This is a genomic window from Rhodococcus wratislaviensis (assembly GCF_900455735.1).
GTDB classification, from domain to species: Bacteria; Actinomycetota; Actinomycetes; order Mycobacteriales; family Mycobacteriaceae; genus Rhodococcus_F; species Rhodococcus_F wratislaviensis.
Genome location: NZ_UAUI01000028.1, coordinates 47679 through 63327 on the forward strand (window position 1 = coordinate 47679; position 15649 = coordinate 63327).

At 67.3% G+C, this 15649-nt stretch carries 16 protein-coding genes; 6 read left to right on the forward strand and 10 right to left on the reverse strand.

The window, feature by feature from the left end; translation table 11 throughout:
* Positions 1–183 precede the first annotated feature (183 nt).
* From DTA22_RS33670 to DTA22_RS33680, 3 genes are read right to left on the reverse strand one after another with little or no spacing between them, the layout of a single operon-like run.
* Positions 184–807: a cytochrome b gene (locus DTA22_RS33670; RefSeq protein WP_112302292.1), complete on the reverse strand. Its 624-nt coding sequence runs from the start codon at positions 805–807 to the stop codon at positions 184–186.
* On the reverse strand, positions 797–1894 hold the full coding sequence (locus tag DTA22_RS33675) for a catalase family peroxidase (RefSeq protein WP_112302293.1): 1098 nt from the start codon (positions 1892–1894) through the stop codon (positions 797–799). Before DTA22_RS33675 ends, DTA22_RS33670 begins: the two co-directional genes overlap by 11 nt.
* Positions 1887–2378, reverse strand: coding sequence for a COG4315 family predicted lipoprotein (locus tag DTA22_RS33680; RefSeq protein WP_112302294.1), 492 nt, complete (start codon positions 2376–2378; stop codon positions 1887–1889). The genes DTA22_RS33675 and DTA22_RS33680 overlap by 8 nt, the downstream gene beginning before the upstream one ends.
* Before the next feature lie 207 nt (positions 2379–2585).
* Between DTA22_RS33680 and DTA22_RS33685 the strand changes: the two genes are divergently transcribed.
* Positions 2586–3143 (forward strand): sigma-70 family RNA polymerase sigma factor, encoded by a 558-nt coding sequence (locus DTA22_RS33685; protein ID WP_174233900.1) that lies wholly within the window; start codon positions 2586–2588, stop codon positions 3141–3143.
* Entirely contained in the window at positions 3130–3798 is a 669-nt protein-coding gene (locus tag DTA22_RS33690) for an anti-sigma factor family protein (protein WP_112302295.1), read from the forward strand. Before DTA22_RS33685 ends, DTA22_RS33690 begins: the two co-directional genes overlap by 14 nt.
* Positions 3799–3817: 19 nt before the next feature.
* Here the strand turns inward: DTA22_RS33690 and DTA22_RS33695 are convergent, their stop codons facing one another.
* Genes DTA22_RS33695 through DTA22_RS33705 form a run of 3 tightly spaced genes read right to left on the reverse strand, consistent with a single transcriptional unit; the run spans position 3818 to position 7774 of the window.
* Positions 3818–5029 (reverse strand): amidohydrolase family protein, encoded by a 1212-nt coding sequence (locus DTA22_RS33695; RefSeq protein WP_112302296.1) that lies wholly within the window; start codon positions 5027–5029, stop codon positions 3818–3820.
* Between the two features lie 8 nt (positions 5030–5037).
* Positions 5038–6513 carry an APC family permease gene (locus tag DTA22_RS33700; RefSeq protein ID WP_112302297.1) on the reverse strand — a complete coding sequence of 492 codons (1476 nt, stop codon included), beginning with the start codon at positions 6511–6513 and terminating at the stop codon, positions 5038–5040.
* A complete protein-coding gene (locus DTA22_RS33705) occupies positions 6503–7774 on the reverse strand; it encodes an amidohydrolase family protein (RefSeq protein ID WP_112302298.1) in 1272 nt (423 codons plus the stop codon). Before DTA22_RS33705 ends, DTA22_RS33700 begins: the two co-directional genes overlap by 11 nt.
* 193 nt (positions 7775–7967) lie before the next feature.
* Between DTA22_RS33705 and DTA22_RS33710 the strand changes: the two genes are divergently transcribed.
* Positions 7968–8663, forward strand: a complete 696-nt coding sequence (locus DTA22_RS33710) for a GntR family transcriptional regulator (RefSeq protein ID WP_112302299.1) — start codon at positions 7968–7970, stop codon at positions 8661–8663.
* A gap of 224 nt (positions 8664–8887) precedes the next feature.
* On the opposite strand, the gene DTA22_RS33715 is transcribed toward DTA22_RS33710, so the two are convergent.
* Complete coding sequence (locus DTA22_RS33715) at positions 8888–9151, reverse strand: WhiB family transcriptional regulator (protein ID WP_304363923.1); 264 nt, start codon at positions 9149–9151, stop codon at positions 8888–8890.
* 230 nt (positions 9152–9381) lie between these two features.
* Between DTA22_RS33715 and DTA22_RS33720 the strand changes: the two genes are divergently transcribed.
* Positions 9382–10818, forward strand: a complete 1437-nt coding sequence (locus DTA22_RS33720; RefSeq protein WP_037227756.1) for a PLP-dependent cysteine synthase family protein — start codon at positions 9382–9384, stop codon at positions 10816–10818.
* Here DTA22_RS33720 and DTA22_RS33725 read toward each other — a convergent pair.
* Complete coding sequence (locus DTA22_RS33725) at positions 10809–11318, reverse strand: GNAT family N-acetyltransferase (protein WP_037227753.1); 510 nt, start codon at positions 11316–11318, stop codon at positions 10809–10811. The two genes, DTA22_RS33720 and DTA22_RS33725, sit on opposite strands and share 10 nt — an antisense overlap.
* 483 nt (positions 11319–11801) lie before the next feature.
* On the opposite strand from DTA22_RS33725, the gene DTA22_RS33730 reads away from it, so the two are divergent.
* Positions 11802–12866 carry an LLM class flavin-dependent oxidoreductase gene (locus tag DTA22_RS33730; protein WP_112302301.1) on the forward strand — a complete coding sequence of 355 codons (1065 nt, stop codon included), beginning with the start codon at positions 11802–11804 and terminating at the stop codon, positions 12864–12866.
* A 161-nt stretch (positions 12867–13027) separates the two neighbouring features.
* Here DTA22_RS33730 and DTA22_RS33735 read toward each other — a convergent pair whose 3' ends face one another.
* Positions 13028–14059, reverse strand: coding sequence for an aldo/keto reductase (locus DTA22_RS33735; protein ID WP_112302302.1), 1032 nt, complete (start codon positions 14057–14059; stop codon positions 13028–13030).
* A 305-nt stretch (positions 14060–14364) separates the two neighbouring features.
* Here DTA22_RS33735 and DTA22_RS33740 point away from each other — a divergent pair, with 305 nt between their 5' ends.
* Complete coding sequence (locus DTA22_RS33740; protein ID WP_174233901.1) at positions 14365–15162, forward strand: class I SAM-dependent methyltransferase; 798 nt, start codon at positions 14365–14367, stop codon at positions 15160–15162.
* Between the two features lie 72 nt (positions 15163–15234).
* Here DTA22_RS33740 and DTA22_RS33745 read toward each other — a convergent pair whose 3' ends face one another.
* Entirely contained in the window at positions 15235–15606 is a 372-nt protein-coding gene (locus DTA22_RS33745; RefSeq protein ID WP_037227960.1) for a thioesterase family protein, read from the reverse strand.
* Between the last annotated feature and the right edge of the window lie 43 nt (positions 15607–15649).

The following is a 15649-nucleotide window of genomic DNA, read 5'->3' on the forward strand; positions in this document are numbered from 1 at the left end:
GTAATCGGCAACGGTGAAACACTCGAGAAGCAGAGATCCGGCCGAGAATGTGAGAGCATTCCCGGCCGAACCCCTGTCTGGGGCATGTTCCCGCTCACCGACCTGGCCGAACTGGTGCTCCATCACGCGGCCGGCACGAGTCGCATGCCGGTCTCGGCATCGGTGCTGCGAGCATCACCATCCTCAATCCTGCTCTGCAGCAATATCATCGACGATCCGCGCAGGTGCCGGCCGGGACGAGGTAGGCGAAGACTTTCGGCGAGTACGCCACGGTGCCATCCGGTCGAGGAGCCTGTCGTTCAGGACCAGCACATGGAAGAGGACGGCGGACATGTGTGCGGTGAAGGTGAAGAACAGCAGGTAGGCGAATGCGGTGTGAGCTTGTCTCAACAACGCGTAGACGCTGGGATCGGGTGCAATCAGCGTGGGCAAGTGCAGATGCTGGTAGAGGATGATCGGGTAGCCGCCGGCCGAGAGCATGGCCCACCCGGTGAGTGGCTGGATCACAAGTAGCGCGTAGAGCAGGTACTCCGACGCGGTTGCGACCCGGCGCTCGGCCGGTCTCATGGTGGAGGGTGGTGCGGGCGCGCGGCGCACCAGCCGATTGCCGATGCGGACGATCACCAGGGCGAGGATCGCGGCGCCCAACGGGACGTGCACCGAGCGCAGCAGATGGTAGTGGTCGAGGGTCGTCACCATGACGGCGCCGACGAGCAGTTGTGCGATCACCATGACCGCCATCGCCCAATGCAGCAACCGGACGGTCGGCGCGAACCGGAGCGGGCGGTCGGTCGGGTCAGCGGTCATCGCGCACCCCATCCACATCGACGAGGGCCGGTGTTTTGGGCTCCCCGGACCGTCGGGTGAACGATTCGGTGTAGACCGCGGACCGGGCGCTGAGCAGGGGATCGTCCGAGGGCGCAATGCCCGTGGGGAGGATGAGCGGGTCGAAGTTGAGGTCCCGCGCGTTGTGCGGCGCTTCGGTCCGGACCGCGTCGATGATCACGGTGCCGACGTCGAGGACCTGCCGGGTCGGCGGCCACGGCCGGGTGGCGTCGTCGGTCCTATCGCCGGGTTGACCGATCGTGAGCAACATCCGCCACCGCAACGGTCGACGCGAGACTGTCGCGGTGAGTGTGTCGAAGAGGTAATCGCGCCCCGGCAGGCCGGGGGAGCGGGCCGGTTCCTCAGGGACCAGTGTCCATCGCACCGGAACCGTGACTCCGGTGTCGTTGGTGCAAAGGAAGGCGTTGAGACCGTAGTAGGTGCTGTTGTCGAACCCGGAGGTCGGTGGATGCTGTCGGATGAGGTTCATCGCCGCCGCGGTCTCGGGGCGGCGGGAAAGAAACGCCGCCATGCGATCCGGATCGGGCTTGCCGGTGGCCGGGTCCGCTTTCGATGCGAGTAACCGCTCGTAGAAGCCGTCTGGCGTCCGGTCGGGGAACACCGGGGTGTTGATCATCGCGGTGCGCCACTGCTCGCCATCGGGGAGGTCGAACGCCAACCCCAGCCCGCGGACCGTGGCGTCGGCGTCCGGAGTGGACGGATTCCCACCCGAGAGTGAGAACCGGCCGGTCACCGGGATCCGGCCGATCCGGAAAACACTGGCCGTGGAGACCGCGGACCCGGCGCCGGTGGCGGTGAAATATCCGGTCGCGCTGACTCCTTTGGCGTGATTGCGCCGGAACCCGTCGTGGTGCCCGGCGACCTCCTCGAATCGGTCGGTCAGCCGTGCCGGGGTCAAAGCGTCGGCGTCCAGTGTCCCCGCCGCGCAGAGGAACCCGCCGACGTCCACTGCTGCGATCGCGCCGACCGCGGCCAGGCCGAGCAGCGCAGTGCGCCGACTGACCGCCGGGCGTGGCGCCCTGACCGGGGGTGCGGTGGCGTCATCCATGGGCGGAGTCGACCGTCACCACGTGCCAGGTTCCTTTGACGCCGTCGCCGCCCGTCTGCCCGGGGGCGGTGTCTTTCGCGAACCGGTAGAGCGGGTGGCCGTCGTAGGTGATTTGCTCGGTTCCGTCCGGCCGCGTCGTGGCACCCGTGCGGGCGGCGAGGGTGGCGTCGGGCCGGGGTGCTCCGAGTGAGGGCGGCCAGATCTCGGCGCAGGGGCCGGTGCACCGGATGGAGCCGGGTGTGTCCTCATCGAATCGGTAGAGCGTGAAGCCGTCTCCGTCGGTGAGCACCGCGCCGAGTGCGGTGTCCCGGGTGCCGAGCTCCACCTGCCCGGCGGCCGCCGGGGTTGCCGGTTCGGGGTTCGCCGCGGCGGACGCAGATGTCGGCACCTGGGGCGGGGCGTCGTCGGTGGCGGTGCCGCACGCCGAGATCAGCGCGATCGCGGTGCCGGCGCCGGCCGCCGCAAGAATCGACTTCTTCAGCATCTTCGTAGATCTCCATTCGTTCGTTCCCTTGTGCCTGTCGTTCGGCGCTGGGGAGTACGGATGGTCGGCGGTCCGCGTTCACCTGCCGGGGCCGCCTCCGCGCACCCGAGTGGCAGAATTCGAAGTGAACGCCGCGCCGCCCGCGCCCGTACTCCTCGGTGGGTGTCGGGCGAGCCGACGCCGTATCCGGTGTTCGGGAGGTGAGTGGTGCGGCTTCGTATCGTGCGCACACGCGGGGACCAGTCCGAGGGAAGTTTGGATGACGAGACGGTGTTGCGGGCCGCCTACGACGACCACGGCAGGGAACTGTTCGCCCTCGCCTACCGCTCCCTCGGAGACCGGGGTCGCGCGGAGGAGGCGGTGCAGGAGACGTTCCTGCGTGCGTGGCGGGGCGCGGACCGGTACGACCCACGGCGCTCTACGCTCCGGACCTGGCTGTATGCGATCTGCCGCAACGTGGTGATCGACGCGATCCGGGCTCGTGCCGCCCGACCGGAGCTGGCCGACGCTGCACCACCCGAGCTGCCCGCACCCGAGCGTCCCCTCGAACAACTGCTGGTGGGGCTCGAGATGGAGGAGGCGCTGCGGCGGCTGTCCGATCAGCACCGCTTCGTCCTGGTCGAGATTCACCTGCGTGACCGGCCCGCCACCGAGGTGGCCGCACACCTCGGCATTCCCGTGGGCACCGTCCGCAGTCGCGTGTACTACGCGCTGAAGGCTCTCCGACTCGTACTCGAAGAAATGGGGTGGCATGGTGACCACTGACCGCTGCCAGCAGATGCGCACCATGCTGGGGATGTACGCGCTCGGTCGCCTCGACGACAGCGAGACGATCACACTTCGCGCCCACCTGGACGGTTGCCCGGAGTGCCGCACCGAGTTGCGTCTGCTGACTCCGGTGGCGGCTGCCCTGTCGGCGGCGGACCCGGACCGGCTCACCGAACCTGCGCCCCGGCCGTCGTCGACGCTGCCCGACGCGATCTTCGGGGCGGTCGACCGCGAACGCGGACGGAAGCGGTACCACCGGATCGCAGTCGCCGCCGCGGCCGTCGTGATCGCCGTCGGCCTGGTGACCGGCGGGTTCTTCCTGCGCGGGGGCACCTCGACGGCCCCGCCCGGGCAGCCGGTGGCATTCACGGTGCTCGCCGCAGGTGTGGATGCCTCCGCGCGGGTGGAGAACCGGGCGTGGGGAACCGGAATCAGCCTCGACGTCGCCGGACTCCCACAGGGCCGCACGTACAACGTCTGGCTCCAACGCTCCGACGGAAGTCGCATGAATGCCGGCAGTTTCATCGCCGGCGGCGACAAGACGATGTCGATGCAGTTGGCGGTGGGGCTACCGATGTCGGATGCGACGATGCTCGGGGTGAGCGCCCCGGGAGACGACCGGACCCTGCTGCAAGCGCCCCTGCGGTCCTGACCGACGCCCTCGGGACGACTCAGAGGAGTATGCCGTCGCGAGCGACGACCCGTCCGGCCCGCACCACCATGTCCCGACGGGGGACGTCGACGACGATCTGCGGCACGCATTCTCCGTCCAGCAACATGAAGTCGGCGGGTGAACCCGGTTGCAGGTCGGCCCGCGGTAGCCCCATGACGGCAGCACCGCCGTCGGCGGCGAGTTCGTAGCACGCCTCGAGATCCTCGTCGAGGCGTGCGTCGAGTGCCCAGCCGAGCAGCCACGCGCGGTGGAGCATGTCCGCGTCACCGAATGGGCTCCAGTTGTCGCGAACGCCATCCGACCCGAGCCCGACCCGCACACCGTGCTGCGCCAGAAGACGGAACGGTAATACCGTCGCCGTGGACAGCGCGGCCGTCGTCAGCGCGATATCCGCCATCGCCAGCAGATTCGCCGTCGAATCCAGGGTGTGGCCGGACAATTCGGCTACGGCGAAGGCGTGGCTGACCGTGACCCGGCCCTGTAGACCGGCCGCTCTGGTTCGCTCGGCGATGTCGGTGAGAGTCGCGGTACCCGTCTCGCCGGTGTCGTGGAGGTGGATGTCGATCGGCAAACCGTGTCTTTCGGCGATCCCGAAGACCGTGTCGAGTTGGCGGGCGCCTCCTCCGGTTCCACCGGGGGTGTGGTCGAAGCCTGCCGGGTCGATCCCTCCGATCACGTCGATCAGCCCGCTGTCGGCGGCCATCTCGAGCAGTGCCGCGGTGCCCGGCGTCCGTTCGACACCGTGCTGTGGGAACGCGACGATCTGGGCGTCCATCGCGTGGCGCAGGGCATCTCGGGCGGTGGCCACCGCTTCCACCCCGGCGAGCCCGTACGCCGGCGCCACGTCCACGTGCGCCCGCATCGCTCGTGTCCCGAGGGTGACGGCGTGCGCCATCAGCCGGAGCGCTCGGTCCGCGACGGGTGTGGGTTGGGCGTGGTGGAGTTCGACGTCGCCGGCGACGAGTTCCCCGATCGCGTGCGCAGTCCGCCTGCTGTACCACGGCTCGCCCCATGCGGTTTTGTCCGGATGGATGTGGGCGTCGACCAGGGTCGGCACGGCGGCCTTCCCGTGGCCGTCGACGTAGTCGACGGCGACTCCGTCGGGAATGTTTTGTGCCAGTGCGCCGTTCACGGCGATCAAGTCGGTCACCGCGCCGCCGAAGGGGCGGACGTCGCGGAAGACGGTGACGGTGGTGTTTTCGGCGGTCATCGTGTTTCTCAGTCCCGTTCCACGTCGACGCTCGTGAGTGATGCGTAGCGTGCCGGATCGCAGCGGCGGATGTGCAGGGCGACATAGAGGCCCGCCGCCGCGACAATCGGCAACGGTGCGAGCAGGAGAACGTTGACGAGCCCGGAGCGTCCCGTCAGCAGGTCGAAGTGCACGATCGCGAGCACGGTGAGAACAGTGAGTCCGGCGCAGGAGATCAGCGGCGCCCACATCACTCTCGCCGCCGAGAGGCCCCGCCGGTCGCGGCGGAAGAAGGCGTACACCGCGAGCGCGGCGAATGCCTGCATCGCCATGATGCCGAGGACACCGATGCTGTTGGTCCACAAGAACACCACCGAGTACGGATCCACCGCGCACGCGGCGCCCGCGAGGATGATCACCGCGCTGAACACGGTCTGCGCGATCACGGCGCCGCTCGGTGAGCCGTGGCGGGCGGACACCTTCCCGAGGAACCGCGGCAGCAGTCCTTCCCGGCCGAGGGCGAATTGGTAGCGGGCGGCGGCATTGTGGAAGGCCAGGGCGGCGGCGAACGCGCTGACGATGATGAGTGCGTGCATCGTGTCGGCCAGCCACGCGCCGACGTACAGTTCACCCGCCTCGAAGGTGAGATCGGGCCCTGCGGCGGAACCGGCCATCGCGACCGCGGTGTCGGTGCCGAAGGCGCCCATGATCAGCCACACCCCGCCGGCGTAGAACAGTGCGAGGAATCCGACGGCAATGTACGTGGCCCGCGGCACCGTCCGCTTCGGATCACGTGCCTCTTCCGCGTAGATTGCGGTCGCCTCGAAACCGGTGAACGCGCCGATCACCAGAACGAACATCCCGGCTACCCCTCCGGTCGCGAGCGTGGCCGGATCGAAGGACTTCACATCCAGTGCGGCCAACCCGCGTTCGCCGAGGATTCCCGCATTCATCACGAGCAGCGATGCCACTTCCAGTATCAAGGCGACGCCGAGAACCTTGGCGCTGAGTGTGACCTTCAGCCAGCCGAGCACGCCGACGGCGACAACACAGACGCCCGACAACACCCACCACGGGACGTCGGCGCCCGTCGCACTGCGGATCGTCCCGGAAGCGAAGTAACCGAAGGCGGCGGCGACCCCCGGTGTGATCAGGTTGTAGGACATCACGGCGATGTACGCGATCCCGACGCCGAGGCTCCGGCCGAGTCCCCTCGCGACGTAGGCGTAGAAGGCACCGGCGTTGCGCACATAGAGACTCATCGCGGTGAAGCCGGCCGCGAACAACGTGAGCAACGCACCCGCGATCAGGTAGGCGAGTGGGGCACCGGCACCTCCGATCCCGATCGCGAACGGCGCGACGCCCGCCAGGACGGTCAGCGGGGCAGCGGCGGCGACCACGAAGAAGACGAGGTCGAACGTACCGATTCGACCGGCGGCGAGCCTGCCGTCGGTGGTCTTCTGCGCGGGGGCCTTGGCTTGGGAGACGTTTCGGTCAGTGATCACGGGAATCCTCGAAGGTCGGTGGCTGAATGCGGATAGTGGTGAGGGGGGTCGGGCCGACGATCCGGCCCCCATGAAGGACGAGAAGTCGCTCGGGATGGGAGGCAACGGCTTCGGGGACACTGCCCGCGGCGACGGCCACCAGGTCGGCGCGTTTGCCGGGAGCCAGCCCGTAGTCGGTCAGGCCGAGGGCGGCTGCGGCCTCGTCGGTGGCGAGGGCGGCGGCATACCGGAGGTCGTCGTCGGTCATCAGCTCGCCCTGCAGGCCGATGATGGTTGCGCGTTCGAGCATGTCGGCGGTGCCGTACGGCCACCAGGTGTCGCGGATATTGTCGGACCCGGCGAAGACCCGGACTCCGTGTTCGCGCAGGCGGAGCACCGGGGGCATCGACCGGCTCGGGCCGTTGGTCATGATCGCGACTCCGGCTCGGGCGAGCGCCTCGGCCACCTGGTCCAGCTCGTGATCGTCGAGTTGCCCGAGCGCATAGGCGTGGCTGACGGTGACCTTCCCGACCAGACCCAATGCTTTTGTTCGCGTGGCAATTTCACGCAGCTGGTGGGCGCCTGCCTCACCGCCGTCGTGTAGGTGGATGTCCACACCGGCGCCGTGCCGTTCCGCGAGCCCGAAGACGACGTTCAGCTGACCGTCGACATCGCCGTCGAATCCGGCGGGGTCGAGTCCTCCGATGACGTCGGCGCCGTCGGCGAGTGCGGCATCGAGGAGGTCGGCCACTCCCGGGGCGGTGACGACCCCACTCTGTGGAAAGGCGACGAGTTGGATACCGAGTCGCGTGTGGAACTGTTCGCGCACCTCGAGGAGCGCGTGCAGGCCTGTGAGTTGCACGTCCGGGTCGATGTCGACGTGGGAGCGTACGTGCCCGGTGCCGAGCGACACCATGCGCCGGGCGAGGGCCGCGGCGCGTTCGGTGGCCGGCGCCTGCGTGTCGCGGCGCGATAGTCGCTCGGTGGTGATTTGCTCGCGCAGCGTCCGTGAGGTTCGGTGAGGTTGCCACGCCGAGCCGAGCAGGGTTTTGTCCAGATGGCAGTGTCCGTCGACGAGCGCGGGCAGGAGCAGGGCGCCGCCGAGGCGATAGGCGCCGGGCCGGTGGTGACCGGGCCGGTGATCGTCGACGGATTCGATCCGATCGCCGCGGAGTACGACGTCGGCGCGGCGCCCGCAGGGAAGCGTGACGTCTTCCAGAGCCGTGGGTGTCGCAGTGCCGGGGGCGGTGGGATCGGGCGCGGTGCCGACCGATTGGTGCATCAGTTTCTCTCCGGGGGTAGGTATAGAGGTACAACATGCAGGTCAGGGATGGTTCGGATTGAGCGTCCGGGACGAAGTTTGGTCTACGGTATACCAAATGACCCGGGTGCGGAAGAGATCGCCGAAGCCTGCAATGATGCGAGGGAGAGTCTGCGACCGAGCAGGCCCCGTCCCTCGAACCTGGAGTCGCGCAATGACCACCCGCCGTACCGCGCAGCGCTCCGGCTCGATCGGCGGCACCCATCAGTCACTGCGGGATCGCGCCTACATCGAATTGCGCGAGCGAATCATCGAAGGCCGATATCCGGCCGGGTTCCGGCTGGTCGAGCGGGAACTGTCCGAGGAGTTCGGTTTGTCACGGATCCCACTGCGCGAGGCGCTGCAGCGATTGGAATCCGAGGGATTCGTGACGGTGGCACCACGACGCGGCGCGGTGGTCGCGAAATTCGACGCGGCGGCGGCCGAGAATCTGTTCGATGTGCGGGAAAGCCTCGAGGGGCTGGCGGCGCGGCTGGCAGCTCTGCACGCCACCGCCGGCGAACTCGAGGCCCTCCGTGCAATCGTGGCCCGTTCCCGCGCCGCCGCCGAGACCGGGAAGACCCGCCAGGTCGTCGCGCTCAACGCGGACTTCCATCGGACGATCGTCGAGGCATCCCACAACCCCCTGCTGCAAGATCTGATGGCGCCACTCGATGCGCGACTGCGACGTCTGTTCCACCTCACCTCGACCCGCGACGACGGCGACACCATGTGCGGCGAGCACGAGCAGCTCTACCAGGCGCTCCGTGCTCGAGACGCGGACGGAGCGGAAGAACTGGCCCGCCGACACGTCGTGGGTACCCGGGTCGAGGCCCTCCGCTCCCTGGCCGCCGAGACCGGGACGACCTGAGGATTGCTCCCCGGTCGCGGGAAGTACCGGCAGGGCATCCTCGATGTCACCGGTGTCCGATCCGGATCACGGACGGCCCGCAGGTCAAGTTCGACGGACTGTTCCGGTGCCGCGGTCGAACGGACGGAGACCCCGCCGACTCGTCTCGAGAAGACGTCGTTGACGGGGCCATCCACCACGTTGGTGTTCTCGCCCCTCTGAGAACGCCGAACGCGGGTATTCGCTCACCGGCCGAGACGTGCCAGCCGTTCGCCCGGTGTCGTCGCACCCCAGACGCCGTGCTGTTGGCCGGTGTGGAGGGCATACTCGAGACATTCCTCCACCACCGCGCAGCCGCGGCAGAACTCCTTGGCGAGATCTTCCCGCTCGGAGCGAGCGTTCCTGCGTTCGGCGTCCGCCGGGAAGAAGATCTCCGCGTCCTCTTCATGGCAACGCGCAGACAATCGCCACTGCCACAACTCGGTGTCGTGAGGCTGCAGTGTCGTCACCGGTGTCGACATCTTTCGACTACCCCCTTCGCTCTCGGTCGCCCCGAATTACAGCCCATTCGCCAGCACACGAGAAGAATTCGAATCTCCAGGATTTCGGGGTGAACTCGATGCGCTGTTGGGTGGCGAGCCACTGAAGATCTGATCGGCGTGACGCGAATCCTGTTGCTTGACGACCGCTCTTGCGATGCTGACCGAGTGACACCCGGGCGGCCTCGAAAGGCAGACGCATGACCATCCTCGATCCCCCCGCAGTCGATGCTGAGAGCCTCGGAGTCTTCGACTCGATCACCGACGCCATCGGCAACACACCCCTCGTCCGGTTGAACCGGGTAACCGGAAGCATCTCCGCGACGGTGTATGCCAAGCTCGAGTTCCTCAACCCCGGCGGAAGTGTGAAGGATCGCGCCGCCCTCGCCATGATCCACGCGGCTGAGGAATCCGGGGAACTCCTGCCCGGAGGCACCGTCGTGGAAGGCACGTCGGGCAATACCGGAGTCGGGCTGACGTTGGTCGCCGCCGCTCGGGGATACCGTTCCGTAGTCGTGGTACCGGACAAGACGAGCGTCGAGAAGATCGCGTTGCTGCGGGCACACGGGGCGCAGGTGCATGTGACACCGGGCGGCCGGCCCAGCCATCATCCCGAGTTCGTACGCAACGTGGCCACTCGACTCGCGGCGGAGATTCCCGGCGGCTGGCTCGCCGGCCAGTACGACAACCCGGCCAATCCCGACGCGCACCGCACCACGACCGGACCGGAGATCTGGCGTCAGACCCAGGGCCGAGTCACTCATTTCGTCGCCGGTGTCGGAACCGGTGGGACCATCACGGGGACGGGGGAGTTCCTGACGAAGATCTCCGGCGGGGCCGTGCAGATCATCGGTGCGGATCCCGAGACCTCCGTATACGGCGGGGGAGACGGACGGGCCTGGTACATCGAATCCGTGGGGCATTTCTTGCACCCGCAGACCGCGCACGACGAGTGGCCGGATTCCTATCACCCGGACGTCGTCGATCGACTCGAGCGGATCCCGGACATCGAGGCGCTCACGGTGCTGCACCGCCTCGCCCGGGAGGAAGGCCTCCTCGTCGGAGGTTCCGCCGGTACAGCGGTCGCCGCCGCCCTGCGGGTCGCGCGGACCCTCGGTCCGGACGACGTCGTGGTCGTGATCGTCCCGGACTCGGGCCGGGCCTACCTGTCGAAGTACTTCGACAACGAGTGGCTGGGACGGCTGGGCTTCCCGCTCTACCACGCAGCGACCGGACCCGTTGTGGGTGACGCACTGGGCGGCCGGGGGAGCGCACCCCGGGCAGTGCCGTCCACCGCAACCGTCGCGGAGGCGCGTGACGTGCTCGCCGACACCCCGGTGCTACCCGTCGCGCTGGCGCGCCCGGTCACCGGTCCGGTCGTGGTCGCGGAGATCCTGGGGTCCGTCGGTGCGGCGGCGCTGTCAGACGCTCCGGACGACGACCCGGTCGGCGTGCACGTCGATCAGCCGTTGCCCGTCGTGGGAGTCACCGAAGAGCTGACGGTGGCCGTGCGACGAATCCGGGGGCACCGGGGGCCGGTCGTCGTGTCCGAGAACGGGCGAGCCGTGGCGTTGGTCGACGCCGACGTCGTCCGCACCTCGTCTGTTACGTGGAGTGCGGCGATCCGTCACCCCTGATCGAATACCTTCTCGAAGCAATTCGAGAAGGGCAAGATCTCGTACGGGGAGAAGATCGGAATCCGCGAGTAGCCACTCTTCTCGTACAACCTGACCGCGTCGGGTTGCCGGTCGCCGGTCTGGAGAATCAGGCGGGGGCGCCCCGCCTTCCTGGCGGCATCCTCGACTGCGCTCAACAACGCTGTCGACACGCCGGTTCCGCGATGCTCCACTGTGACGAACATCCGTTTCAACTCCAGGTCGTCGCCGTTCCACCGGAGTGCGGCGTGACCGACCGCTTCTCGTTTGCCGGTCGTCACCTCGGCGGTGTACACCACCACTGTGACGAAAACGGATGTCGGGTCAACCGCATTGGTGGCGGCCCGGTCTGCAGTCGATACTCGGTCGGAGTATCGCGGCCCCACTTCGTCGGCCATGGCCGCTCGCAATGCCTCCGCGTCGGGATCGAACCACGACACCTCGCGGACGTGAAGTGTCGAGAGTGCTAGTTCAGAGGGCATTCACATTCTCCGTCGATGAAAACGCAATTTCGGTTGATGATTCACCGTCTTCATCCATGCTTCGAGGGTTGAAATCATCTTGACGCCAATGGTGTCCGGGGAAGGGGCATCGATGAAGGTGCAAGGTGCACTGGGTATTTCCGATCGGGAGGAATTTATGTCCCGTTGCGTCGAACTGTGGCACGTCAGGTCCTGTTTCTCTCCATGGAGGACGGAACGCGGGGACGTGCAACGGTGGAAACCGGGGTTAGTCTCGCGATGTCCGGATGCTGGTCACGTCGTCCAGTCGGGTGCATCCCTCGGGCGAAAGTAGGGAAGTGGCGCAATGGCTTCGTGACGAAGGTCGCCAGTGGCGAGGCCTGGGCACGTGACCCGCGCACCGCTGACAGAGGGGACCGAGCGGTGGCGACGCGGCGCAGCTCCCTGCGCGGTCGGCGCTCTTCGTCCTGGTCATCACCACCATCGAACAGGAATCACCACCCCATGAGTCTCGAATTCCTCTGGTACATCCCGAATCAGGTCACCCCGGGACACCGCGGCGACGCCGTCACGGTCGACCACAACAGCCTGGACACCCTCACGGCGCAGGCGAAGGCCCTCGAGGAACACGGCTGGAAAGGGGCATTGATCGGCACCGGTTGGGGTAGGCCCGACACACTCACCGTCGCCGCCGCCCTTGCGGCCAGGACGGCGACGTTCGAGCCGCTCATCGCGATCCGACCCGGCTACTGGCGACCGGCTCACTTCGCCTCCGCCGTCGCTACTCTCGACCACCTGACCGGTGGCCGGGTCCGGATCAACATCGTGTCGGGAAAGGACAACCTCGGAGCGTACGGCGAACACGAGAGCGACCAGGCTCACCGTTACGCCCGCACCAAGGAGTTCCTCCAGCTCGTCCGCAAGCTGTGGACGGAGGAGAATGTCACCTACCGGGGTGAGCATTTCCAGGTCACCGATTCCACAGTGCTGCCCCGGATCTCGCCACACGGAGGTCGGCTCCACCCGAAGCTCTACTTCGGTGGCGCGTCCGAAGCTGCCGAGCATGTTGCGGCGACCGAGGCCGATGTGCAGCTCTTCTGGGGAGAGCCGCTCGTGGGTGTGCAGGAGCGCATCGAGCGGTTGCGGTCACTGAGTGAGGAACTCGGCCGAGAGCATGCGCCGCTCGAGTTCGGCCTGCGGATCACCACCTTCGTCCGGGACACGCCCGAGCAGGCATGGGCCGAGGCAGAGGCGAAGGTAGTGGAGATGGCGAAGAACCAGGGTGCGCCGCCGCAGAACCCGCATCGCCCGACAGTCGTGGGACAGCAGCGACTCCTCGACCTCGCTACCCGTGGCGACGTGCTCGACGACAACCTGTACACCGCACCCGGAAAGGTCGGTGGCGGCGGCGCCGGCACCACCTGGCTCGTCGGCTCCCCGGAGGACGTCGCGAAGTCGCTGCGCAAGTACCAGGATCTGGGCATCACCCACTTCGTGCTCTCCGACACCCCGTATCTGCCGGAGATCGAGCGTCAGGGCAATCAGCTTCTGCCGTTGCTGCGCGAATGAGCCGGGGGACCGCTACTTGTGCTTCCCGCAACAGCTTTGAACAAACGGTGACAGTCACCCGCCCGCGCTGCCGCGCGAGCGGGTGACTGGTTGTCATCGGCTGGTGGCTCTGTTGCACAACGAATCCCGGCGGACGAAGCACGCCGGAATGTTCTCGGCGGTCAGAGTCCGAGTCCGGTCCCGTGCACTCCGTGTTCCTCGATGAGCGCGAGTTCTTCGTCGGTGAGCGCCGGAAAGTTCAGGGCCGCGATGTTGTGGTCGAGTTGCTCGGTCGAACTCGCTCCGATCAGCGCCGAGGTGACCTCCGGCCGCCGCAGTACCCACTGCAGCGCGAGTTGTGCGAGGGATTGGCCGCGTGCCTCGGCGATCTTGTTGAGCTCGGCGGTGCGCTGCCGGTAGGTCTCGTCGATTACATCCGGCGTCAGGAACGTGCTGTTCTGTGCTCGTGCGCGCTCGGGAATCGTTTCGAGGTACTTGTCGGTCAGCAGACCCTGCGCCAGGGGTGAATACACGATCAGCCCGAATCCGTCCTGGCGGGCGGTGTCCAGCAATCCGTTTTGTTCGAGGCGACGGTCGTAGATCGAGTAGCGCGCCTGGTGAATGAGCAGCGGAACGCCGGCCTGGCGCAGTAGTTCGGCGGCTTCGTGGGTGCGATCGGGCAGGTAGTTGGAGATGCCGACGTAGAGCGCTTTGCCCTGCTCCACCGCGCTGACCAGCGCACCGACGGACTCTTCCAGCGGCGTGCTGAGGTCGGGGCTGTGATGGTAGAAGATATCGACGTAGTCGGTGCCGAGGTCGCGCAGACTGTGGTCGAGCGAGGCGAGAATCGATTTGCGCGAGCCGCCCCTGAGATACGGGCTCGGACCGATCGGGTTGCCTGCCTTGGTCGACAGGATGAGCTCGTCCCGGTAAGCCGCGAGGTCTTTGGCGAGCACGGCGCCGAAGTTCTTCTGGGCTGCGCGATGCGGTGGACCGTAGCGGTCGGCGTTGTCGAAGTGGGTAATGCCCAGGTCGAACGCATGGAGGATGATTTCCCGCTGCGTCGCAAAAGCGTAGTCGCTACCGAACTTCTGCCACAGGCCGAACGAGAAGGCAGGCAGATCGAGACCGGAGTTTCCGGTGCGGTGGTACGGGACCTTCTCGTAGCGGTCCTCGGCAGCGGTGTAGGTGAGATCGAAGGGGCTAGCGGTCATGGGTGTCGTCTTCCGTTCTGGTCGGTGGCCGTGGCGCGGGCCGACGCGGCTCTCTCTGCGGCGCTCACCACTATCGAGGTGCAGCTACACGCCGACGTGGATCCATGCGAACACTGTCACCGAACGGTGACGGAATGGGAATCGTTCGGATCGCGCAGATTCAGTGGAAGGTCTCGAGCGGATCGACGAACCGTCCACCCCGGCAGCCTCCGTGCCGTCGACAGGTGTGCGGCGGGATCCGGTGCAGAAGTCGACCGGGCACGGCCGGTTACGGATTGGGGCACAAGACGCGGCATTATCTTGGTGTGGTGGGCGATGACTCTTGGGCCGGTTTGGCTGACCAATTTGCCGATGAGGCGTATGCCTCGGTGAAGGGACGCGTGCGCACCTATGTGCTGCACCAGCAGCTGCTGGAGCATTTGCCGGCGCCTCCAGCGTCTGTGCTCGACGTCGGCGGCGGCGCAGGTCATCAATCGTTCCCGCTGGCCCACGCCGGTTACGACGTGACGCTGCTCGACCCGTCGTCGGCGATGCTCGACAAAGCTCGACAGCGACTCCAGCAGTTGCCTGATGAGGCGCAGCGACGGGTGACGCTCGTGGAGGCCGACGGTGAGAACGCCGACGAGGCGGTGAACGGTCAACGCTTCGCCGCCGTCTTGTGTCATGGCGTGCTCGGATACCTGGAGCGGCCGGAGCCATTGGTCGAACAGCTGTGCCGGTGTACTGCTGCCGGCGGCGTCGTCTCGATCAAGGCGGGCAACGCGAAGGCGATGGCTGTGCGCCCGGCCTTGGAAAGGCGATGGGACGACGCTCTGGCATCGTTCGACACCAGGGGAGAGGTCGGGGTGCTGGGAGTGCCTACTCGAGCCGACACGGTGGAGGAACTCAGCGAGCTCCTGCGGAGCCGCGGCGTGGAACCCCTACGCTGGTACGGGGTGTGGCTGTTTGTCGATTGGCTCGATTTCAGTGGAGCCGAGTTGGATCCCAGCGATTCGAAGCAGGTGGCGGCGGCGGCCGCAGTCGAACTCGAGGCCAGCCGACGAGACCCCTACCGTCAACTCAGTCGTGTCTTTCATCTCGTGGGACGAAAGGGCCCGAGCTGACCGGACACAGCATGGCCAGATCGTCACCATAGTGAATCGACGGTCTTCAGCGCGGCGCGATTGGTTGTTCGATCAGCGGTTGTCGTCCCCGGGGGACGACGCATCGAGGAACCGGTCGCGGTCGACGATCGCCCGGTCGATCTCACCCGACGCGACAACCTTCCCCGAGCTGTCGATCGCTCGCACGGTGAAGGTGAGCCGATGGCCGACAGCGGCGGCTGGGGGCTCGGCAGCGATCTCGACGCCGGCGCCGACCGGCGTGGGGCCGAGGTGCTCGATTCGGACAGCGGTCCCGACCGTCGTCTGGCCCGCCCCGATGAACGGTGCGGCGCAGGCGATGGTGGCCGCCTCCATCCACGCAATCAGCCGTGGGGTCGCCAGTACCGGAACGTCACCACTGCCCAATGCGGTCGCGGTATCGGACTCACCTACCTCGTAGCGCACCGCTCTACGGTACGCCAGACGCGGGCCGGCCATCTGGTCGACA

Excerpts from the sequence above, each read along its gene's own strand:
- DTA22_RS33670 (WP_112302292.1), bottom strand. The coding sequence starts at position 807 with ATGACCGCTGACCCGACCGACCGCCCGCTCCGGTTCGCGCCGACCGTC.
- DTA22_RS33675 (WP_112302293.1), bottom strand. The coding sequence starts at position 1,894 with ATGGATGACGCCACCGCACCCCCGGTCAGGGCGCCACGCCCGGCGGTC.
- DTA22_RS33680 (WP_112302294.1), bottom strand. The coding sequence starts at position 2,378 with ATGCTGAAGAAGTCGATTCTTGCGGCGGCCGGCGCCGGCACCGCGATC.
- DTA22_RS33690 (WP_112302295.1), top strand. The coding sequence starts at position 3,130 with ATGGTGACCACTGACCGCTGCCAGCAGATGCGCACCATGCTGGGGATG.
- DTA22_RS33695 (WP_112302296.1), bottom strand. The coding sequence starts at position 5,029 with ATGACCGCCGAAAACACCACCGTCACCGTCTTCCGCGACGTCCGCCCC.
- DTA22_RS33705 (WP_112302298.1), bottom strand. The coding sequence starts at position 7,774 with ATGCACCAATCGGTCGGCACCGCGCCCGATCCCACCGCCCCCGGCACT.
- DTA22_RS33710 (WP_112302299.1), top strand. The coding sequence starts at position 7,968 with ATGACCACCCGCCGTACCGCGCAGCGCTCCGGCTCGATCGGCGGCACC.
- DTA22_RS33720 (WP_037227756.1), top strand. The coding sequence starts at position 9,382 with ATGACCATCCTCGATCCCCCCGCAGTCGATGCTGAGAGCCTCGGAGTC.
- DTA22_RS33725 (WP_037227753.1), bottom strand. The coding sequence starts at position 11,318 with ATGCCCTCTGAACTAGCACTCTCGACACTTCACGTCCGCGAGGTGTCG.
- DTA22_RS33730 (WP_112302301.1), top strand. The coding sequence starts at position 11,802 with ATGAGTCTCGAATTCCTCTGGTACATCCCGAATCAGGTCACCCCGGGA.
- DTA22_RS33735 (WP_112302302.1), bottom strand. The coding sequence starts at position 14,059 with ATGACCGCTAGCCCCTTCGATCTCACCTACACCGCTGCCGAGGACCGC.